The sequence below is a fragment of the Streptomyces sp. NBC_01775 genome (assembly GCF_035917675.1).
In the GTDB taxonomy this organism is placed as follows: Bacteria; Actinomycetota; Actinomycetes; order Streptomycetales; family Streptomycetaceae; genus Streptomyces.
The window spans coordinates 5055574-5075788 of sequence record NZ_CP109104.1 but is presented as its reverse complement, the minus strand read 5'-3'; the positions used below and the strand labels follow the sequence as shown (position 1 = coordinate 5075788).

Below are 20215 nucleotides of genomic sequence, written 5' to 3'. Positions count from 1 at the left end.
ACCGGGCACATCCGCAGCCGCGTACGACGGGAGGCCGCACCCCCACCCGGGGCGCGGCCTCCCGTCATTTCGGCCGGGCCGGTTTACGGCTCGAACTTGTAGCCGAGGCCACGCACCGTCACCAGATAGCGGGGCGCTCCCGGGTCGGGTTCGATCTTGGCGCGCAGGCGCTTGACGTGGACGTCGAGGGTCTTGGTGTCGCCCACATAGTCGGCGCCCCAGACGCGGTCGATCAGCTGCATCCGGGTCAGCACCCGGCCGGCGTTGCGCAGCAGCATCTCCAGCAGGTCGAACTCCTTGAGCGGCAGGTCGACCTTGCCGCCGCCGACCGTCACCACGTGCCGGTCCACATCCATGCGCACCGGGCCCGCCTCCAGCGCGGCCGGAACAACCTCCTCCGGCTCGCCGCGGCGGCGCAGCACGGCGCGGACGCGGGCGACCAGCTCGCGCGAGGAGAAGGGCTTGGTCACATAGTCGTCGGCTCCTATTTCCAGGCCGACGACCTTGTCGATCTCGCTGTCCTTGGCGGTCACCATGATCACTGGGACGTTCGACCTGCCGCGCAGCTGGCGGCAGACTTCGGTGCCGGGCAAGCCCGGCAGCATCAGGTCCAGCAGCACCAGGTCGGCGCCGTTCCTCTCGAACTCATCGAGCCCGTCGGGTCCGGTGGCCGCCACGGCGACCTCGAAGCCTTCCTTGCGGAGCATGTAGGACAGTGCGTCGCTGAACGATTCCTCGTCCTCGACGACGAGCACTCGGGTCACGGGAGGACCTCCGGGGCGGAAAGTTGTTCATCAGCCTGGTCGACATAGGGCCGCTCTTCTTCGTCGAAGGCGGCCGGTTCCTTGAGTGCGCCTGACAGGCGGTTCCGGCCCAGCCGGTCGGCCCTGTCGATCGCAGCCTTCTCGCGTGCGCTGCCCGCTTCAGGGAGCCGCAGCGTGAAGGTGGAGCCCTGGCCTTCGGCACTCCATACGGTGACCTCCCCGCCATGGGAGGCGGCCACGTGTTTGACGATGGAAAGGCCGAGGCCCGTCCCTCCGGTGGCCCGGGACCTGGCCGGATCGACGCGGTAGAACCGCTCGAAGATCCGCTCGCGGTCCCGCTCGGAGAGGCCGATGCCCTGGTCGGTGACGGCGATCTCGATCAGATCGCCGCCGGACGCCGCTATTCGGCGCCCCGCGACCTTGACCCGCGTACGGGCCGGGGAGTAATTGACGGCGTTCTCGACGAGATTGCCGAGCGCCGCGGCGAGCTGGCCCCTGTTGCCCCACACGTGGAGGCCCTCGGTGCCGCCCGTGCCCATCGTGATCTGCTTGCCCTCGGCGCTCTGCCTGCTGCGCTCCACGGCCTCGGTCACCAGCTCGTCCACGCGGACCGACTCCGAGTCCTCCAGCGGGTCGTCGTTCTGCACCCGGGACAGGTCGATCAGCTCCTGGACGAGGCTGGTCAGCCGCGTCGCCTCGTTCTGCATCCGGCCGGCGAAGCGCTGCACCGCGTCGGGCTCCTCGGCCGCGTCCATCACCGCCTCCGACAGCAGCGAGAGCGCGCCGACCGGGGTCTTCAGCTCGTGGCTCACGTTGGCGACGAAGTCGCGGCGCACGGCCTCGATCCTGCGGGCTTCCGTCAGGTCCTCCACCAGCAGGAGCACCAGACGGGAGCCGAGTGGGGCAACCCGTGCGGAAACCGCGAGGGCATCACCCCTTCCGGTGCCGCGCCGGGGCAGGTCCAGCTCGACCTGGCGTATCTCTCCGTCACGGCGGGTATCTCTGGCCATCTGAAGCATGGGGTCGACGGCCAGCTTGCCGCCGCGCACCAGCCCGAGGGCATAGGCGGCGGAGCTGGCCTTGACCACCGCGTCGCTCTCGTCCAGCACGACGGCGGAGGAGCGCAGGACGGACAAGACCGTGTCGACGCCAGGTGGCAGCCCCGCTTCGGTGTGCAGCGAGGTGCGGGTGGGGCGGGCCTGCTCGCGCTCGCTCCAGCGGAACGCCAGCACGGCGATGACGCCGGTGCACACCCCGGCGATCGCTGCTGCCGCGGCCACTGCCGCATTCACGTCCATACATCCAGGTTATGCGCCCGCTCTGACAGCACCCCAGCCCTGGGGCCGCCGTCCGCAAGAGCTGTCGCCCAGTGTTTACCCGGAGGGGGCCTGTGATTCACCGTCGCGGACTGATCCGGTCGCATTTCGGGCGCACCGTGGGAGCGTAGGGGCCTGAAGCCCCCACTGAAGATCCGTGCAACGGAAGGACAGCCATGCGGGACGCGTACCACGAGGAGCTGGACTCGATCGGGGACAGCCTGGTCGAGATGACCCGGCTCGTCGGCTCCGCGATCGGGCGCGCCACCACGGCGATGCTGGACGCGGACCTGAAGCTCGCCGAGAGCGTCATCGCCGCCGACGAGAAGGTCGACGACCTCCAGCGCGACCTGGAGACCCGGGCCATACAGCTGCTGGCCCGGCAGCAGCCCGTCGCCACCGATCTGCGGATCGTCGTCACCTCGCTGAGGATGAGCGCCGATCTGGAGCGCTCGGGCGACCTGGCGCAGCACGTGGCGAAGGTCACGAGGCTGCGCTTCCCGGAATCCCCGGTGCCGCAGGACCTCCAGGCGACGCTGCTGGAGATGGGGCAGCTCGCCCAGCGGCTGATGGCCAAGGCCGCCGAGGTCATCATCACCAAGGACGTCGATCTGGCGCTCCAGCTCGAGCAGGACGACGACGCGATGGACCTGCTGCACCGCACGCTCTTCCAGCACCTGATGGACGACCGCTGGAAGCACGGCATCGAGACAGCCGTGGATGTGACGCTGCTGGGCCGCTACTACGAGCGGTTCGCGGACCACGCGGTGTCGGTGGCGCGACGGGTCGTCTATCTGGTGACGGGCGACTACGCCGACGAGATCGACCCGGCGGCGGGCGTGGCCGAGAGCGACGGGACGGCGCCGGTCGAAGGCAGGTGAGCGGGCCAGGTGAACGGGGGAAGTGAGCGGAGCAGGTGAGTGGGGCCGCCGGGGCGGGTACGTGGACCCGGCGGCTCCGGTCGATGGGGCATGCATGGGCCATATGCCCGCAGGTCACTCCCCTTGCCTTCACGCTGTGTGTGCACCCGCGCGCCCTTGATGCGCCTGGGCCGGTGCGGCGTGCAATGGGGACGTCATGCCTGTCCTTGCCGAGGAGGGAAAGATGGCTGAGTCCCCGAAGCCGCCCAGGACCGACTACCAGCCGACGGCCGACTCGCGCGGGGCACATGAGCTGCCCCTTCTGGGCGGCTGTAGCTGCGGCCCCGGCTGCGGGTGTGGCTGCCAGTCGGGCGGTCCCTGCCAGTGCGGCGGCGGCTGCGGCTGAGCGGTCGGCTGGTGGCTGACGGCTGGTGGCTGACGGCTCATGGTCGCTGATGGCTGATGGCTGATGGCCGGCTGCCGGTCCGATGAGTGCCGGGGGGAGCCCCCACGGGTGCGGCACGGGCCCTGACCGGTTCGACGGGTCAGGGCCCTTCGCCGTGTCCGGAGCGGCCGTGGGGTCTGCGGGGTCTGCGGGGTCTGCGGGGTCTGCGGGGTCGACGAATCAGGTGGGGCCAGGGGGGCCAGTAGGACGGGAACGAGGGGCGGAGTCGAGGTCGGAGTCGGGGTCGGGGTCGGGGCCTGTGTCGTGTCCGGCGTCGTGGGCCAGGAGGGCCAGGCGGATGCGGTTGTCCAGGCCCAGCTTGGACAGCGCGCTGGAGACATGCGCCTTGACGCTGCCCACGGACAGGTAGAGGCGCTCGGCGATCTCGGAGTTGGCGAGCCCCTCGGCTACGGCGCCCGCGACCACCCGTTCCCGCTCGGAGAGCACCTCCATGCGGGCCCGCGCCACCTCGGCCCGGCTTCTGGCCCTCTCCCCGCGCGATCGCGCCGCAGCTGCGTCCGCCGCGTGGTCCATCAGGGTGCGCGCGACCGAGGGGGACAGCACGGGCTCACCGCGTGCGGCACGCAGCACGGCGGCGACGATCTCCTCGGGGTCGGTGTGCTTGAGCAGATACCCGGCGGCTCCTGCCCGTATGGCCTCCAGGACCTCCGTGTCCGAGTCGAACGTGGTCAGCACGATCACCTGCGGCATCGGGATCCCAGGCGGTGGGGAGGCGGCCAGCGCCCGGGTGGCCGTGATGCCGTCCGTGGTGGGCATCCGGATGTCCATCAAGATGACGTCCGGTGTGAACTCCCTTACCGCCGCCGGGACTTCCGCGCCGTCCGCCGCCTCCCCCACGACCTCCACACCGCGGGCGCCCCGCAGCATCATCTTCAGGCCCGCGCGCACCAGCGGGTCGTCGTCGGCCAGCAGGACGCGGACGGGCAGCCCCCGCTGCCGCTGCTGTGATCGCTGGTCCCAGGGCGGTGACGGGTCCTGGGGCGGCGGGACAGGCGGCGTCATATCGGCCACGGTAGCCGGGCATGCAGCGTGAACGTGCCCTCGGTCGTGCCGTGCTGGAGGGTGCCGCCCTCGATCTCCAGGCGCTCCCGCAACCCCGTCAGCCCGGCGCCGGCGCCCGGAATCCCGGAGGCGGCCACATCGGTCGGCAGCGGGTTGCTGACCCGTACGGTCAGCCCCTCGCCCGGAGTGCCCGTGAGATCGACGTGCACTCGCGCGCCGGGGGCGTGCTTACGGGCGTTGGTGAGCCCTTCCTGGACCGCGCGGTAGACGGTGCGCTGAAGCTGGGGGCGCAGCGGGTGAGCGTCCTCCGCGTCCGGAGGGCCGCCGTCCAGCCCCAGGTCGAGCTGGACGGTCTGGCCCGCCGCGCGCGCCTCGTCCACCAGCGCACCGATGCGGGCGAGGCCCGGCTGGGGTCTGACACCGCCCGTGGCGTCGACCGCCTCGGGTGGTGCTGCGGCTGCCTGCTCGTCCTCGTCCTCACGCAGCACGTGCAGCACCTCGCGCAGCTCCTCCAGCGCCTGGTGCGCGTTGTCCCTGATGACGGTGGCGCTCTCGGCGATCTCCGCGTCGTCCAGGGCCGAACCCTCGCCTGCCGCCGACTGCTTGGTGCGGTAGGCGAGGGCGCCCGCGTGCACGGACAGCAGCGAGACGCGGTGCGCGAGCACGTCGTGCATCTCGCGGGCGATGGCGCGGCGCTCGGCACGGCGGACGTCAGCCAGCCGCCGCTCGTGGTCGGCGCGGGCGCGTATCGCGTCCTCGCGGAGCTTGAGTACGAGCTGCCGCCGGGCACGGGCGACGCTGCCCCAGGCGAAGGAGATGAGGTAGAGGGCCAGGACAAGCGTGGTGATGAACCAACGGTCCTTCGTGAGGGTGGCGACGAAGAAGACGAAGGGCAGGGTGGCGCCGAGGTGGAGCAGCAGCACCGCCATCGCCGTACGGGGAGGGACGCGCAGCGCGAGGTTGAAGACGATGACCATCAGCGCACCGCCCACCGTGTCCGTCAGCACGGCGGCGGGCAGCACGGCCATCGCGACCCCCAGCGGCCAGCGGCGGCGGAGCCACAGCGACAGACAGCCCACCGCTCCCAGCGGGGCGTCCATCTGAAGCAGCCAGTCGGGCAGATAGGTCTTGTCGGCGACCCCGTCGTACAGCGCCGCCCACCACAACAGGGCCCAGCAGAACACCGTGACGTCCACCGCCCAGTCGCGGACGCTGCGACGCGTTCGCGGATGCGGCCCGAACGCGGTCAGCTCCCCCGGCAGCAGGCGCCGCTGGGTGTGCGGGGAGTGGTGGGTGGAAGTCATGACGCGAGCGTATGCGGACCGCCGTGCGGGGCGCGTCGGCCGGACGGCCAGGGAAAGCCGTCCAAGTGGCCAGGATTCACTCGCCGGTTGGCGGATGCCGGACATCCGCCGTTCCTCCTCGGGCCGTCGGCTATTCGGCCATTCGGCCTGGAACCATCGGCCGTTCGTCCTGGACCTACAGACCGCGGAGGGCCTCGAAGAGGCTGTCGTAGGCGTTCCAGCAGTCGACGCCGCCGTCGGCGTTCAGGCTGCCCATGTACCAGTCCTCGTCGTCGACGGGCTTCACGATGCACAGGCTGTGGAAGCCCAGCACGATCTCGGGGTCCAGCCGCTCGTCGACCTCCCCCGGGCAGGTCAGCCACATGACAGTACGGCCGGCCGCGTCGAGAGGGACGGCCCCCCGGTCACCGGAGACATCACGTATCGCCTGGAGGGTCCAGCCGGTGGGCAGCCGTGCTTCGGTCATGCACCGATGATGGCGTCGCTCCTGGCGGGCGGCCACGGAGTTCCGTCGTCAAGGCATCCGGTGGTCGCGTCAGGTGACCGGGCATCCGGTGGTGCGGGCATCCGGTGGCGGGGGCGCGGGGGTGCGGGGTGCGGGGGTGCGGGGGTGCGGAGGCACCCGATCAAGCGGCTGCGGGCCCGAGAGGGCCCACGGGCAGAATGACGCCCCCTACTCGCGGGAAAAGCCGCAGGTAGGGGGCGTATTCGTGCGTCTGCGTTACTTCTTGCCCTGGTTCTTCACTGCCTCGATCGCGGCCTTGGCGGCGTCGGGGTCGAGGTAGGTGCCGCCCTTTTTCACCGGGTGGAAGTCGGCGTCCAGGTCGTAGGCGAGGGGGATGCCGGTGGGGATGTTGAGGCCGGAGATCTCCTCGTCGGAGATGCCGTCCAGGTGCTTGACCAGGCCGCGCAGGGAGTTGCCGTGGGCGGCCACCAGGACCGTGCGGCCGGCGAGGAGGTCGGGGATGATGCCGTCGAACCAGTACGGCAGCATCCGCTCGACGACGTCCTTGAGGCACTCGGTGCGGGGGCGCAGCTCGCTCGGGATGCCCGCGTAGCGGGGGTCGTCGCTCTGCGAGAACTCCGAGCCGTCCTCCAGCACGGGCGGCGGGGTGTCGTAGGAGCGGCGCCAGAGCATGAACTGCTCCTCGCCGAACTCGTCGCGGATCTGCGCCTTGTCCTTGCCCTGAAGGGCACCGTAGTGACGCTCGTTGAGGCGCCAGGAGCGGCGGACCGGGATCCAGAGGCGGTCGGCGGACTCCAGCGCGAGCTGGGCCGTGCGGATGGCGCGCTTTTGCACGGAGGTGTGCAGTACGTCAGGGAGCAGGCCGGCGTCCTTGAGCAGCTCGCCGCCGCGGACCGCCTCCTTCTCGCCCTTCTCGGTGAGGTTGACGTCCACCCAGCCGGTGAACAGGTTCTTCGCGTTCCACTCGCTCTCGCCGTGGCGGAGGAGGATCAGCTTGTACGGTGCGTCGGCCATGCGCCCGAGCCTACTGCGTGTGGTTCCGGCGGATATCGGGGCCATCGGCTGTGGCCCCCGCGCACATGGGTGAGCGGGGGATTCCTGCCTAGCGTGCGGCGGCATGGCCTCCCCATCCGATTCCGCTTCCCCGTCCCCCTCGTCCTCTTCGTCTCCGCCGTCCTCCTCGTCCCTGAAGCCGCCGGCGGCGACCGAGCCTCGCTCGCTGCGGCGGATCGTCGCCGCGAGCCTCGTCGGGACCACCATCGAGTGGTACGACTTCTTCCTCTACGGCTCGGCCGCCGCGCTGGTCTTCAACAAGCTGTTCTTCCCCGGCTCCGAGCCGCTGGTGGGCACGCTGCTGTCGTTCCTCACCTATGCCGTGGGCTTCGCGGCGCGGCCGGTGGGCGCGCTGGTGTTCGGCCACTACGGCGACCGGATCGGCCGTAAGAAACTCCTGGTCATCAGCCTGCTGATGATGGGAGGCGCTACTTTCGCGATCGGGCTGCTGCCTACGCATGCGACGGTCGGGGCCCTGGCGCCCGTGCTGCTGACGACGCTGCGCCTGGTGCAGGGCTTCGCGCTGGGCGGCGAGTGGGGCGGTGCCGTGCTGCTGGTGTCCGAGCACGGCGACGCGCGGCGGCGCGGCTTCTGGGCGTCCTGGCCGCAGACGGGGGCGCCCGCCGGGCAGCTCCTGGCGACGGGTGTGCTGGCAGCGCTGACCGCGCTGCTCTCGGACGCGGCGTTCGAGAGCTGGGGCTGGCGGGTGCCGTTCCTGCTGTCGGGCGCGCTGGTGGGCCTGGGGCTGTGGATACGGCTCGCGGTCGACGAGTCGCCCGTCTTCAAGGAGGCGCAGGCCCGCGCGGCGGCGCGGGAGGCCGAGCGGAAGGCTTCCATCGAAACTGCTTCCGCCGGAGCTGCTTCCATCGAAACTGCTTCCGCCGGAGCTGCTTCCGGTGGAGCTGCTTCCGCCGGAGCTGCTTCCGGCGGACCGGATGCCGGGGCGGACGCTGTCGGACCGGATGCCGGGGCGCATGCCGTCGGACCGGATGCTCCCGCCGAGGAGCGCCCGCTTGTCGCGGTGCTCCGGCACCACTGGCGGGACGTGCTGGTCGCCATGGGCGCCCGGATGGCCGAGAACATCAGCTTCTACGTGCTGACGGCCTTCATCCTCGTCTACACCACCGAACACCTGGGCCTCTCCCAGCAGACCGGGCTCAACGCCGTACTGATCGCCTCCGCCGTGCACTTCACCGCCATCCCGCTGTGGGGCGCGCTCTCGGACCGGGTGGGGCGACGGCCCGTCTACCTGCTGGGCGCGGTGGGTGTCGGCGCGTGGATCTTCCCGTTCTTCGCACTGCTGGACACCGGGCGGTTCGGCCTGATGGCGCTGGCCGTCACCGTCGGGCTGGTGCTGCACGGGGCGATGTACGCGCCGCAGGCCGCCTTCTTCTCGGAGCTGTTCGCGACGCGGATGCGCTACTCGGGCGCCTCGATCGGCGCGCAGTTCTCCTCGGTCGCGGCCGGGGCGCCGGCCCCGATGATCGCGACGGCGCTGCTCGCGGAGTACGACAGCTCGACGACGATCTCCCTCTACGTGATCGGCGCCGCGCTGCTGACGGTCGTCGCCCTGGCCTGTGCCACCGAGACGCGGCACCGCGACCTGACGACCGTCGGAGAGGAGCACGGAGACGGTGGGGAGCGAGCTGGTGTCCCGGCATCCGCCGGGGCCGGGAGCGGGTCAGGTGCCGAGCGCGCCCGAGAGTCGGTGGAGCCGTAGCGCGAGCTGGATCTCCAGCGCGCGGTGCGGTGCCTGCCAGTCCTCGCCCAGCAGCCGGGCCACCCGGTCCAGCCGCTGGGCGACGGTGTTGACGTGGACGTGCAGCACGTCCTTGGCCCGTACAGGACTCATGGCGCAGCTGAAGTAGGCGTCCATGGTGGCGACCAGCTCGGTGCCGCGGCGCGCGTCGTAGTCCAGCGCGGGTCCCAGGGTGCGGCGAACGAAGCCCGCCACGTCGCGGGTGTCGGTCAGCAACAGGCCGAGGAAGCCCAGGTCTTCGGCCGCCGCGCCCTCGCCCTGCCTGCCCAGCAGGACGAGCGCGTCCAGACAGCGGCGGGCCTGTGGGTAGGCGGCGGCCACCGCGCCGGGGTGCGCGGCGGGCGGCGGTACCGGGGCCGAGGCCCCCACGGTGACGGGGCCGCCGACGGCCCGTCCCAGCTCGGCGGCGACCTGCCGCGCCGTTCGGGAGATCTCCTCGGTCACCGTCGCTCCGGAGGGTCGCGACGCGGCGTCCGGATGCCCCGTTACGGGCAGCAGGAGGACGGTGCCGCCGTCACGGCCGGCGGCCAGGCCGTGCCGGGTGGCCGCCAGATGGGAGGCGGCGGCCCACAGGCGCTGCCGGTCGGCGCCGGTTGCGGCATCCGGTGCGACCGGAAACCGTGCGGCATCCGGTGCGACCGGAAACCGTGCGGCATCCGGTGCCGCTCTTCCGCCGGGGCTGGTGCTCTCCAAAGGGGCGTCGAGGCGGGCGGTCAGCACCGTGTGGGGGGCGTCCAGGTCGGCGTTCACCCGCGCCGCGCGCTCGCGCAGCAGGCGGGGGTCGCGCGGGGCGGCATCCAGCAGGTCGTTCAGCAGTTCGCCCCGTACGCGCTGTTCGGCTTCACCCGCCGAGCGCCGGGCGAGCTGAAGGAGCGAGGTGACCATCGCGGCGCGCTCCAAGGTCCGCTGGTCGACCGGTGCGAGCGCCGCGTGCCCGCGCAGCAGCAGTGCTCCCAGCAGTTCGCCGCCGGCGGAGACGGCCGCCACCCAGGTGCCGCCCTCGACGCCGCCCTCCCGGACCGCGTGCCCCTCGCGCCGGGACCGTTCGACGGCGGGCGCGAGAGCGGCGTCCGGAGTATCGGTGAACTCCACGCGCCCGCCCAGCACTTCGGCCAGCGCCCGGGTCACGTCGTCCACGCCGCCGCCGCGCAGCACCAGCTCGGTCAGCCGGTCGTGCACCTCCGAGGCGCGCCGACTGGTCGCGTGGGCCTCGCGCAGCCCGGCGAGCGCCTGCGTCGTCTCGGTGAGCAGCCGGGCGTTGTCGATGGCGACGGCGGCGTGCGCGGCGAACGAGCGCAGCAGCGCGATCTGCTCCCGTTCGAAGACCCGCTCGCGCCGGTCGGCCGCGTACAGCACGCCGATCACGTCCCGGCCGCCGAGCAGCAGCGGCACCCCGAGGATGGCGACCAGCCCCTCCTCGCCGACTCCCGTGTCGATGGAGTCGGTGTGCTGGAAGCGGGCGTCGCGCGGATAGTCCTCGGTGACGTAGGGGCGGGCCGTCTGCGCGACGAGGCCGCCCAGCCCCTCCCCCATGCCGAGCCGCAGCTGCTGGAAGCGGGCCGAGACGGAACCCACGGTCACCCGCATGTAGGTGTCGCCGCGCTCGGTGTCGGTGAGCGTCATGTAGGCGACCTCGGTGCCCAGCAGGCGGCGGGCGCGCTGGACGATCGCCTGGAGCACGTCGTCCAGGTCCCGCAGTCCGGCCAGGTCGTGGACGGTCTCGAACAGCGCCGTCAGCTCCGCCTCGCGGCGCCGTCTGCCTTCGAGTTCGGCCCGTATGCGGAGTGCCAGACGTCTGCCACGCTCGACGCCTGCGGCCTCGGCCTCAGCCTCGGCCTCGGCCCCCGGGTCGTGCGAGTTCGGGCCGTCCGGGTCCGGGCCGTCCGGGTCCGGGCCGTCCGGGCTCAGGTCATCGGCGTCGGCGTCGTCATGAGGCACCGGATGCTCGTACGCCTGGGCGGGCGCGCCCTTGGTGAGCAGTTCGAGGTAGCCGAGGCAGGCGGCGGCCGTCGTGGAGGCGGGAGTGCGGGACATGGGCAACAGGGTCAGTGAGCGGTCCAGCCGCCGTCGAGGGGCAGGGAGGCACCAGTGAGGAAGGCCGCCTCCGGAGTGCACAGGTAGGCGACCGCCTCGGCCACCTCGTCCGGCTCCAGCAGGCGCTTGAGGGCCGAGTCCGCGAGCAGGATCTCCGAGACGACGCGCTCGGGCGGGATGCCGTGGGAACGGGCCTGGTCGGCGATCTGCCGCTCGACCAGGGGAGTGCGCACGTAGGCCGGGCTGACGCAGTTGGAGGTCACCCCGTGCGGGGCCGCCTCCAGGGCCGTCGTCTTGGACAGGCCCTCCAGTCCGTGCTTGGCCGCGACGTAGGCCGACTTGTACGGGGAGGCCCGGAGGCCGTGCACGGAGGAGATGTGGACGACGCGGCCCCAGCCCCGCTCGTACATGCCCGGGAGCGCGCCCCGGGTGGTGCGGAAGGGGGCCTCCAGCATGAGGGTGAGCATCGAGCGGAACGCCTCGGGCGGGAACTCGTGGACGGCGCGTACGAGTTGGATGCCTGCGGCGTTGACGAGGATGTCGGTGCCGGCCGCGGTGCGTTCGGCTTGGGCCAGGCCGTCGGGGGTGGTCAGGTCCAGGGAGTGCGGCTCTATGGCTGCGCCGCTCTTGTTGCCGGAAGCGTTGCCGGCAGCGTCGTCGGCAGCCGCTTCTTCGGCGAGGGTCTTCAGTCCCTCCGGGTCGCGGTCCGCCGCCCGGACCTTCGCCCCCGCCGCCGCCAGTCTGAGCGCGCACGCCCTGCCGATGCCGCTGGCAGCGCCCGTGACCAGGGCCGTGCGGTCGGTGAGGTCCAGGCTGATGGAGGGGGAGGAAGCGGAGCTGGGGCCAGAGGCGGGGGCGGGGGGCGTCATGGCGCTCAACGTAGGTGGTGGGCGGCGGGGAGTGGATGTGTGGGCCGCACATGGTGCGGGGGGCGGGGGTGTGTGCCGGTGCGATGTCGGGGGCGGGGGCGGTGTTTGAGTGCCGGTGCGGTGTTTGAGTGCCGGTGCGGTGTTGAGTGCCGGTGCGGTGTTGAGCGCCGGTGCGGGTGCGGTGTCGGGTGCCGGTGCGGTGTCGGGTGCCGGTGTTCTTGGATTGCCCCTGCCCGCCCCCACCCGGTCTCGTGGGAGCGCCCCCGCCCCTGGCCCTTCTCGTGGGAGCGCCCGCGCCCCTCGTTCCGGGGGCTCCGATTGACGGGCGGCGTCAATTGAGTGGCCCGGCCCCCGAGCGCGTGGGTAAGTTGCGCCTGGCGGGTGGCCGCTTACGGTTCAGGGGGGCGCGGGTATGGCCGGCAAGGCGTCGTGGGGTGGGCTCAGACGGGCCGCCGCCGAGAGTGTGGGTGGGCTGCCGCGGCAGTTCTGGTGGCTGTGGACGAGCACGCTCGTCAACCGGCTGGGGGCGTTCGTCGCGACGTTCCTCGCGCTCTATCTCACCGTCGACCGCGGCTATTCCGCCTCGTACGCCGGGCTCGTCGGCGCGCTCTACGGACTCGGGGGCGTGATCTCGTCGCTCGTCGCGGGCGTGCTGACCGACCGGCTGGGGCGGCGGCCGACGATGCTGATCGCGCAGCTGTCGACGGCCGTCTCCGTGGCCTCGCTCAGCCTGGTGACGCACCCGGTGGCGATCGCCGCCGTGGCCGGGGCGGTGGGTATGGCCACGAACGCCTCACGGCCCGCCATTCAGGCCATGATGGCCGACATCGTGCGGCCCGAGGACCGGGTGCGGGCCTTCGCGCTCAACTACTGGGCCATCAACCTCGGCTTCGCCGTCTCCTCCACCACCGCGGGCCTCATCGCGCAGTACAGCTACCACCTGCTGTTCTTCGGCGAGGCCGCGATGGTGCTGGCCACCGCCGTGGTCGTGTTCGTCAAGCTGCCCGAGTCCCGCCCGGAGGAACAGCACCCGGAGAAGCGGCGGGAGCCGGCGGGGCAGCACCCGGAGGAGAAGCGGGAGCCGGCGGGGCACATGGGGCGGGCGCCCAGGGCCGAGCCGCGGGTGTCCATGGGTACGGTGCTGCGCGACCGGCGGTTCATGGCCGTCGTCGGGCTCAACCTGCTGCTGGCCGTCCTCATCCAGCAGGGCTTCGTCGCGCTGCCGATCTCCATGGGCGAACAGGGCCTGAGCAGCTCCGACTTCGGTACGGTCATCGCGGTCAACGGCGTGCTGATCGTCTTCCTCCAGATCCCGCTGACCCGGTTCATCCAGCACCGCGACCCGGCGCGCCTGCTGATCGTCTCGGCGCTGCTGACCGGCTACGGCTTCGGCCTCAACGCGTTCGCGGGCTCCGCCGCCTTCTACGCGCTCGCGGTCGTCGTGTGGACCCTCGGCGAGATGATCAACTCGCCGACGCAGATGGGGCTCGTCGTCCGCCTCTCGCCGACACACGGCCGGGGCCGCTACCAGGGCATGTACGCGATGTCGTGGTCCGTCGCCGCGCTCGGCGCCCCGCTCGCCGGCGGCTTCGTGATCGACCATTTCGGCTCGGCCACCTTGTGGGCGGCCAGCGCGGTCATCGGCACCGTCGCCGCCGTCGGCTACGGGCTGCTGCTGCGGCACCTGCCGGGCGGGGCGGACGGGGCGAACGGGGCAGACGAGGCGGACGAGGCGCAACCGGCCGCCACGGGCGGAGCAGGCGGAACAGGTGGAACAGCCGGGGCGGCGCCTGTCGCCACGAGCGGGACGGCACCCGTCGCCGCCGACGACGGCGCCGCGCCGGAGGCGGCCCTCACAAAGAGCGCTGTGCCTCGTACAGATTCCGTGGCGTGACCCCGTCCGGGTCGCCGCAGGACTCCGCGCGCGCGTGGAGTTCGCCGTCGAAGTCGGGCACGTCGGTCTGGTCGAAGTCGCGGACCTCGCTGATGCCCACCGTCGCGCTGTAGGGAGCGATCTCGTCCAGCCGGACGCAGCCGGCGCGCTCGTTGGTGACCGTGATGTTCCAGTGCGCGAAGCGCGCCCCGTACAGCGGTCCGGCGGAGGCGTCGCCGCCGTGCCGGCCGTCGTTGTGGACGGTGATCTGGGTGCGGACGTTGGCGAACGGCATGCCGCGGTGGGTGTCGAACGTGCCCGCGGGTGCGCCGCAGCGTGCAGGCCGAGACAGCGACGAAGCCGAAGCCGTTGTCCGCGTTGACGACCCGTACGTCTTCGACGCGGCAGTCGTAGGCGCACTGGAGGACGACCCCGTTGCAGCCCTTGTCGAGCAGGTGCGGGGACTGTTCGGTCTCCTCGAACTCAACGGTCAGCCCGGTGACCGCCGAACCGGTCACCGGACGTACCGGCGAGCTCAGTTCCGGCTGCCACTCGGGGCGTACATCCAGCGGAAGGGGCCGCTCCAGGCACACCCTCCGGGCTGGGACGTCGACCTCGCGGACGCGCATGGGCCACTCGTAGGGCACGTGGCTGACGAGCTTCTCCTTGTCCGACCAGGAGTAGGCGCGGGCCCCGGGGATGTCGCCCGCCATGTGCACAGTGGTCCCATGAGTGAAACCACCGAAACGGGAGTGTCGAGGACCACGGTCCAGGTCGACGGCGAAACGGCCAGCTACCTGACCGTGGAGCAGGACGGTCCGGCCGTGTTGCTGCTGCACGGGACGTACTGGAGCCGGGTCTGGCTCCCGGTGCTGGGCCGCCTCGCCGAGGCGGGGCTGCGGCCTCTCGCGGTCGATCTGCCCGGACTGGGGCGCTCGGGAGGCGAGCTCACCCTGGAAACGGCCACGGTCCCGGCCCTCGCGGACTGGGTGGCGCGGTTCGCGTCCGCGCTGAAGATCTCCGGGCCGGTCGCCGTGGCGGGCCATGACATCGGCGGCGCCGTCGCCCAGCATCTCCTCGTCCACGATCGCCTGGAGGTGTCCCGGCTGGCCTTGGTCAACTCGGTCACCTACGACTCCTGGCCGGCGCCCCACGTGGCCCGGTTCCGGGGTCCGGGAGGCGTGGCGGGGGCCACAGCCGACGACGTTCTCGCCGCCCGCAGGCAGGCGGTGACGGCGGCGCTGGGCGGTGCCGCCACCGAGCAGCGGATCGCGGACTATCTGGACCCGTGGACGGATTCACGGGTCCGCCGCTCCTGGATGGCCATGGCGGGCGCGGCCGACAGCCGCTACACCCTTGAGCTCGTGCCCGCGCTGCGGCGGTCCACGACGCCCAAGTTGCTCATCTGGGGCGAGGACGACCCCTTCGAGACGGTGGAATACGCCGAGCGCTTCACCTCGGAGATCCCGCGCACCACGCTCATACGTATCCCGGACGCGGGACACATCCCCACGGAGAACGCGCCCGGCCGGATCGCCCGCGCCCTCGTCGGCTCCTTCACCGCGTAGAGCTAAGCGCTCCGCGGGAAGTGCCGGGGCGCTCTGTCGTTCGGCTGCGACTTCGTCGTGGCTGGTCACTCCCCCAAGTTCTCGGCTTCGCTCGGACAGGGGGGACCCCCATCGCGGCGGAGCCGCATATGACGCAGCCCCGCCCCTTCGGGGCGCTGCCGAACCGCGCTCAGCCATCGTCCCGCTTGGTCAGGTGCGTGAACGCGTCCAGATTGCGTGTCGGCTCCCCCCGCGAGGTGCGCCACGCGTACTCGCGGCGGATCGCGGTGGCGAAGCCCATCTCCAGCAGGGTGTTGAAAGCGCCGTCCGCGTTCTCCAGGACACTGCCGAGAATCCGGTCGACCTCTTCCCCGGTGACGGCGCCCAGCGGCAGCCGTCCGGCCAGGTAGATGTCGCCGAGCCGGTCGACGGCGTAACTCACGCCGTACATCCGGGTGTTGCGCTCCAGCAGCCAGCGGTGGACGGCGGCGTGGTTCTCCTCGGGGTTGCGGACGACGAAGGCGTTGACCGACAAGGAGTGCGCCCCGACCGTCAGCGAGCAGGTCGTCGACAGCTTGCGCGTACCCGGAAGAGTGACGACGAAGGTGCCGTCCGACGGGCTCTCCCACTCCAGCCCGGCGTCCTTGAGCGCCTGCTCGATCACCGCCTTCGCGGCCCCGGCCCGGTCACGTATGCGCGGCTCACCCATGCGGCGATCGTAGGCGACGGCGCCGCTCCAGCAGCGCGTCGGTGTAGACGTCGGCGGTCGCCTCGGCGGTCACGCCCCAGCCGAAGTCCCGCGCGTGCCGGGCCGCCACGCCGCCCAGCCGCGTGGCCAGCTCCTCGTCGGCGGCGAACCTGCGCAGGGCGCGGGCGTACTCGGCCGGTTCGTGCCCGGCGACGAGGTAGCCGCTGGCCCCGTCCCGTACGACCACGGGCAGCCCGCCCACGGAGGCGGCCACCACGGGGGTGCCGCACGCCTGTGCCTCGGCCGCGACCAGCCCGAAGGACTCGCTGTAGGACGGCATCACCAGCACGGACGCGGCCCGGTACCAGTCGGCGAGCTGCTCCTGGCCGACCGGAGGGCGGAAGAGCACCAGGTCGGCGATGCCCAGCTTCGCGGCGAGCTTCTGGAGGCCCTCCGGCTTGGCCAGCCCGCTCCCGCTGGGCCCGCCCACGACGGGGACGACGAGGCGCCGCCGCAGCGAGGGGTCCTCGTCCACCAGGAGCGCGGCGGCGCGCAGCAGGATGTCCGGCGCCTTGAGGGGCTGGATGCGCCCGGCGAACAGCGGGATCAGCGCGTCCTGCGGCAGCCCGAGCCGCTCACGGGCCGCAGCCCGGCCGTCGGCCGGACAGAAGCGGTCGAGGTTGACGCCGGGGTGCACGATCGCGGTACGGCCCGCAGGCGCGTCGTAGTGGTGCGCGAGCTCGCCCGCTTCCTCGGCCGTGTTGGCGATGAGCCGGTCGGCCGCGCGCACGATCTGGGTCTCGCCGATGACCCGGGCCGCCGGCTCGGGGGCGTCGCCCTCGGCCAGGGCCGCGTTCTTGACCTTGGCCATGGTGTGCATGGCGTGCACCAGGGGCACGCCCCAGCGCTCGGAGGCCAGCCAGCCGACGTGCCCGGAGAGCCAGTAGTGCGAGTGCACCAGGTCGTAGTAGCCGGGCCGGTGACCGGCCCACACCTGCATCACCCCGTGCGTGAACGCGCACAACTGTGCGGGCAGCTCTTCCTTGGAGAGGCCCTCGTAGGGCCCCGCGTCGATGTGCCGCACCAGCACGCCGGGGGCCAGCTCGACCGTGGGTTCGAGCGCGCCCGTGGTGGCCCGGGTGAAGATCTCGACCTCTATGCCCTGGTCCGCGAGCTGCCGCGCCAGCTCGACGATGTAGACGTTCATGCCGCCCGCGTCGCCCGTGCCGGGCTGGTGGAGGGGCGAGGTGTGCACACTGAGCATGGCCACCCTGCGCGGGCGGCGCGGCCCCGGCAGCCGCAGCAGAGGCTGTCTGGGCTGCGGCGACGCCCGCTGCGCCGAGCCCGCCGAACCCTGTGCCGAGCGTCCGCGCCACTGACCGAGCCGGGACACGTAATGGCTCACGGTGCCGATGCCTCCTCCGGGACGTGAAGCAGGGCTCGATGCGGCCCTCGCGCCGTAACAGCGGAAGCTTGCCTCCTCTTCCCACTTTGCCCAATTGTGATAATGCCCGCACGCCGTCGGGCCCCGCCGGGTGCCCCCGTACCCTCGTGACATGCCTTCCCGCGCCCCGTCCCGGCCCGAGGGGACGATCACGCGCGGGACGACGCACCCGAACCGGCTGCGGCGGATGGACCGCTGGCTCGCCGCCGCGCACGGGCCGGCGCTGCGCCGCTCCCCCACCCCGCCGTCCGCCGTCGACCTGGGCTACGGGGCGGCCCCGTGGACGGCGGTCGAGCTGCTGGAGCGGCTGCGGACCGTACGGCCGGACGTGCGGGTGCACGGGGTCGAGATCGACCCCGAGCGGGTCGCGGCGGCACGGGCCTACGAGCGCGAGGGACTGGCCTTCGTCCAGGGCGGCTTCGAGATCCCGCTGCCCCCCGGGGAGGCGCCCCGGGGAGTGACGCTGATCCGCGCGGCGAACGTGCTGCGCCAGTACGCGGAGGGCGAGGTCGCCCCCGCCTGGGCGCGCCTGTGCGCGCGGCTCGCACCGGATGGGCTGCTGATCGAGGGCACCTGTGACGAGATCGGCCGCCGCCACGTATGGGTCGCGCTCGGCCCCGAGGGCCCCAGAACGGTGACCTTCGCCGCCCGCCTCGCCACCTTGGCCACCCCCTCCGACCTGGCCGAACGTCTCCCCAAGGCGCTCATCCACCGCAACGTGCCGGGCGAGCCGGTGCACGCCTTCCTCCACGACTTCGATCGCGCCTGGGCGACGGCGGCGCCCTACGGCGCACTCAGCGCCCGGCAGCGCTGGGTACGCGCCGTACGCGCCCTGTCGACGTCCTGGCCCCTGACCGACGGCCCCCGCCGCTGGCGCCAGGGCGAGGTCACCGTGCGCTGGGCGGCGCTCGCGCCGCGCGGGGGGCCAGGGTGAGGGTCCGCCCTGGGCCGGGCCCGCGCCCTGGCAATTGCTGAGGAGCTGCTGCCCGCCGCCCTGGTACACGTCGCGCCGTCCCGGCTTACCGGATTCGCCGCCGGACGGACGGCCGCGAGGGAGGCGGCCCGGACCCGGTCAGCCCGAACCGAGGCGGCCCGACCCGGACGAACGCGGCGCCGGTGGGACGTTTCCCGCGTCGGTGGGGGTCTGGGCCATGACAGCCGTGGGCCATGACAGCCGCGATTGAGCGGCGGTCCGGGCGGCCCGCTGAACCAGTGCCCCTCCCGGCAGGCTTTGCCCCGTCGCGCCGCCCGGCATGCCCGCTCCTTGACGGGCAAACATTGCCGGTCACGGCACTAGCGGGATTCGACGAGCGCGGCGACGGCGTTCGCGACCCGCTCGCGCAGTTCCTGCGGGTCGAGGGCACCCCCGAACAGCATCGAGCTGGCGATGGGAAGCGCCTGGGCCCACGTCGCCAGCGCCAGGATGCTGTACAGGACAAACCGGGCGGTCTCGTCGTCGGTACCCGGAGGGGCGAGCCGCTGCGCGTCCTCGGTATAGAAACGCGCGCGCCGCGCCGCGGCCTCCGGCGAAATCCGCTGTCGCTGCAACGACTCCCACATCAACAGCCGGATCAAATCCGGGTTCGACCGATGGAAGTCGAATGTCGCAGCCGCATAGCCGGCCGGATCGGTCAGCCCGGCGGCCGGCTTGAGTTCCGCCGCCTCGGTCAGCGCGGCCGAGAGTACCGCCTCGAAGAGCTGCTCCTTGTTGCCGAAGTGGCCGTAGATCCGCTCCTTGTTCACCCCCGCGGCCTCGGCGATGCGGTTCACCCGAGCACCCTCAAGGCCGTGCTCGGCGAACTCGGCCCTCGCGGCATCCAGTAGTCGTCGACGGGTCTCCTGCGCGTCACGTGCCATACGGCGATCGTAGCACTGTCAACTAACCGGTTGGTCATCGCGTGACTCTGGCTGCCCTTGCAGTCCGGCCACTCAGGCTTCTAAGGTGCCTAGCAACCAAACGGATGGTTGGAGACTTGCATGAATATCGACCGGAAGGTCGTCGCCGTCACGGGCGCCGGCCGGGGGCTTGGCCGCGCGCTCGCCCTGGGGCTCGCGGCGGAAGGCGCGCGCATCGCCCTCCTCGGACGCGGTCTCGCGGGCGTCGAGGCGGTCGCCCGCGAGATCGAGCAGAGCGTGCCGAGCGCGGAGGAACCGCTGGCTCTCAAGTGCGACGTCACGGACGAGGCGGCCGTCGCCGAAGCGGTCAGCGCCATCGACCGCAGATGGGGGCGGATCGATGCCCTGGTCAGCAATGCGGGGCTGATGCTCCCCAGGGAGAAGCTGGGACTGCTGAACGCCGACCTCCGCGATGTGCGCCGCGTACTCGACACGAATCTCGTCGCGGGATTCATCGTCACGAAGGCATTCGCACCGGTCATGATCCGCGGCGGAGGCGGACGGATCATCTACGTGAGCAGCATGATCGGCGTCCAGGCGGGCCCAGGGCTCGCGCCGTACGGGGCGTCGAAAGCCGGGCTCAACCTGCTCGCGAACGTCGCTCACCGCGAACTCGCCGACCAGGGGATCAGGACCGTGGCCCTCGCTCCCGGGCTGACCGACACCCCGGGCATGCGCGGCACGGTCGACGAAGGCTACGTCGAGCGCGTCGCGTCAGCGTACCCAGGCGGACGGGTCGGCCGGCCCCAGGACATCGTCCCCTTCGTCCGCTTCCTGTGCGGCGACGAGTCCACGCACCTGTCCGGCACCCTGCTTCCGATTCGCCCGGTCACCGGCTGAGCGTGACCACCGCGCGACCACATCAACTCGACCG

The 20215-nt window shown here is 72.2% G+C and carries 17 protein-coding genes and 1 pseudogene; 6 read left to right on the top strand and 12 right to left on the bottom strand.

Translation table 11 applies throughout. The annotated features are described in order from the left end of the window. Positions 1-83 precede the first annotated feature (83 nt). Both OHB04_RS22585 and OHB04_RS22580 read right to left on the bottom strand, forming a co-directional pair. Entirely contained in the window at positions 84-764 is a 681-nt protein-coding gene (locus OHB04_RS22585) for a response regulator transcription factor (protein ID WP_326689525.1), read from the bottom strand. Continuing rightward, positions 761-2062, bottom strand: a complete 1302-nt coding sequence (locus OHB04_RS22580) for a sensor histidine kinase (protein ID WP_326689524.1) — start codon at positions 2060-2062, stop codon at positions 761-763. The genes OHB04_RS22585 and OHB04_RS22580 overlap by 4 nt, the downstream gene beginning before the upstream one ends. A 194-nt stretch (positions 2063-2256) precedes the next feature. Between OHB04_RS22580 and phoU the strand changes: the two genes are divergently transcribed. Continuing rightward, positions 2257-2961 carry a phosphate signaling complex protein PhoU gene (phoU, locus tag OHB04_RS22575; protein ID WP_326689523.1) on the top strand — a complete coding sequence of 235 codons (705 nt, stop codon included), beginning with the start codon at positions 2257-2259 and terminating at the stop codon, positions 2959-2961. A gap of 604 nt (positions 2962-3565) precedes the next feature. Here phoU and OHB04_RS22570 read toward each other — a convergent pair. The 4 genes from OHB04_RS22570 to OHB04_RS22555 form a co-directional block, all read right to left on the bottom strand. Next, complete coding sequence (locus OHB04_RS22570) at positions 3566-4408, bottom strand: response regulator transcription factor (protein WP_326808140.1); 843 nt, start codon at positions 4406-4408, stop codon at positions 3566-3568. After that, entirely contained in the window at positions 4405-5712 is a 1308-nt protein-coding gene (locus tag OHB04_RS22565) for a sensor histidine kinase (RefSeq protein ID WP_326689521.1), read from the bottom strand. The genes OHB04_RS22570 and OHB04_RS22565 overlap by 4 nt, the downstream gene beginning before the upstream one ends. A gap of 175 nt (positions 5713-5887) precedes the next feature. Next, positions 5888-6178, bottom strand: a complete 291-nt coding sequence (locus OHB04_RS22560) for a hypothetical protein (protein WP_326689520.1) — start codon at positions 6176-6178, stop codon at positions 5888-5890. A gap of 255 nt (positions 6179-6433) precedes the next feature. Continuing rightward, complete coding sequence (locus OHB04_RS22555; RefSeq protein WP_326689519.1) at positions 6434-7192, bottom strand: phosphoglyceromutase; 759 nt, start codon at positions 7190-7192, stop codon at positions 6434-6436. 103 nt (positions 7193-7295) lie between these two features. Between OHB04_RS22555 and OHB04_RS22550 the strand changes: the two genes are divergently transcribed. Further along, on the top strand, positions 7296-8951 hold the full coding sequence (locus OHB04_RS22550; protein ID WP_326808139.1) for an MFS transporter: 1656 nt from the start codon (positions 7296-7298) through the stop codon (positions 8949-8951). Here OHB04_RS22550 and OHB04_RS22545 read toward each other — a convergent pair. Continuing rightward, positions 8913-11024 carry a helix-turn-helix domain-containing protein gene (locus OHB04_RS22545; protein ID WP_326808138.1) on the bottom strand — a complete coding sequence of 704 codons (2112 nt, stop codon included), beginning with the start codon at positions 11022-11024 and terminating at the stop codon, positions 8913-8915. The two genes, OHB04_RS22550 and OHB04_RS22545, sit on opposite strands and share 39 nt — an antisense overlap. Positions 11025-11035: 11 nt before the next feature. Continuing rightward, entirely contained in the window at positions 11036-11893 is an 858-nt protein-coding gene (locus OHB04_RS22540) for a 3-hydroxybutyrate dehydrogenase (protein ID WP_326808137.1), read from the bottom strand. A 412-nt stretch (positions 11894-12305) separates the two neighbouring features. On the opposite strand from OHB04_RS22540, the gene OHB04_RS22535 reads away from it, so the two are divergent. Then, entirely contained in the window at positions 12306-13787 is a 1482-nt protein-coding gene (locus OHB04_RS22535) for an MDR family MFS transporter (protein WP_326808136.1), read from the top strand. Here the strand turns inward: OHB04_RS22535 and OHB04_RS22530 are convergent. Next, positions 13747-14497 (bottom strand): annotated as a pseudogene (locus OHB04_RS22530) (hypothetical protein); the annotation flags it as partial. The gene OHB04_RS22535 and the pseudogene OHB04_RS22530 overlap by 41 nt on opposite strands. Between OHB04_RS22530 and OHB04_RS22525 the strand changes: the two are divergent. Then, complete coding sequence (locus OHB04_RS22525; RefSeq protein WP_326808135.1) at positions 14495-15334, top strand: alpha/beta fold hydrolase; 840 nt, start codon at positions 14495-14497, stop codon at positions 15332-15334. The pseudogene OHB04_RS22530 and the gene OHB04_RS22525 sit on opposite strands and share 3 nt — an antisense overlap. 169 nt (positions 15335-15503) lie before the next feature. Here the strand turns inward: OHB04_RS22525 and OHB04_RS22520 are convergent, their stop codons facing one another. Further along, on the bottom strand, positions 15504-16022 hold the full coding sequence (locus OHB04_RS22520; protein WP_326808134.1) for a YbjN domain-containing protein: 519 nt from the start codon (positions 16020-16022) through the stop codon (positions 15504-15506). After that, positions 16015-17406 (bottom strand): D-inositol-3-phosphate glycosyltransferase, encoded by a 1392-nt coding sequence (gene mshA / locus OHB04_RS22515; RefSeq protein WP_405804313.1) that lies wholly within the window; start codon positions 17404-17406, stop codon positions 16015-16017. Before mshA ends, OHB04_RS22520 begins: the two co-directional genes overlap by 8 nt. Positions 17407-17557: 151 nt before the next feature. On the opposite strand from mshA, the gene OHB04_RS22510 reads away from it, so the two are divergent. Beyond that, positions 17558-18379, top strand: coding sequence for a class I SAM-dependent methyltransferase (locus tag OHB04_RS22510; protein WP_326689512.1), 822 nt, complete (start codon positions 17558-17560; stop codon positions 18377-18379). 359 nt (positions 18380-18738) lie between these two features. Here the strand turns inward: OHB04_RS22510 and OHB04_RS22505 are convergent, their stop codons facing one another. Beyond that, positions 18739-19302: a TetR/AcrR family transcriptional regulator gene (locus OHB04_RS22505; protein ID WP_326689511.1), complete on the bottom strand. Its 564-nt coding sequence runs from the start codon at positions 19300-19302 to the stop codon at positions 18739-18741. Between the two features lie 120 nt (positions 19303-19422). On the opposite strand from OHB04_RS22505, the gene OHB04_RS22500 reads away from it, so the two are divergent. Further along, on the top strand, positions 19423-20181 hold the full coding sequence (locus tag OHB04_RS22500; protein WP_326689510.1) for an SDR family NAD(P)-dependent oxidoreductase: 759 nt from the start codon (positions 19423-19425) through the stop codon (positions 20179-20181). The last annotated feature ends 34 nt before the right edge of the window (positions 20182-20215 follow it).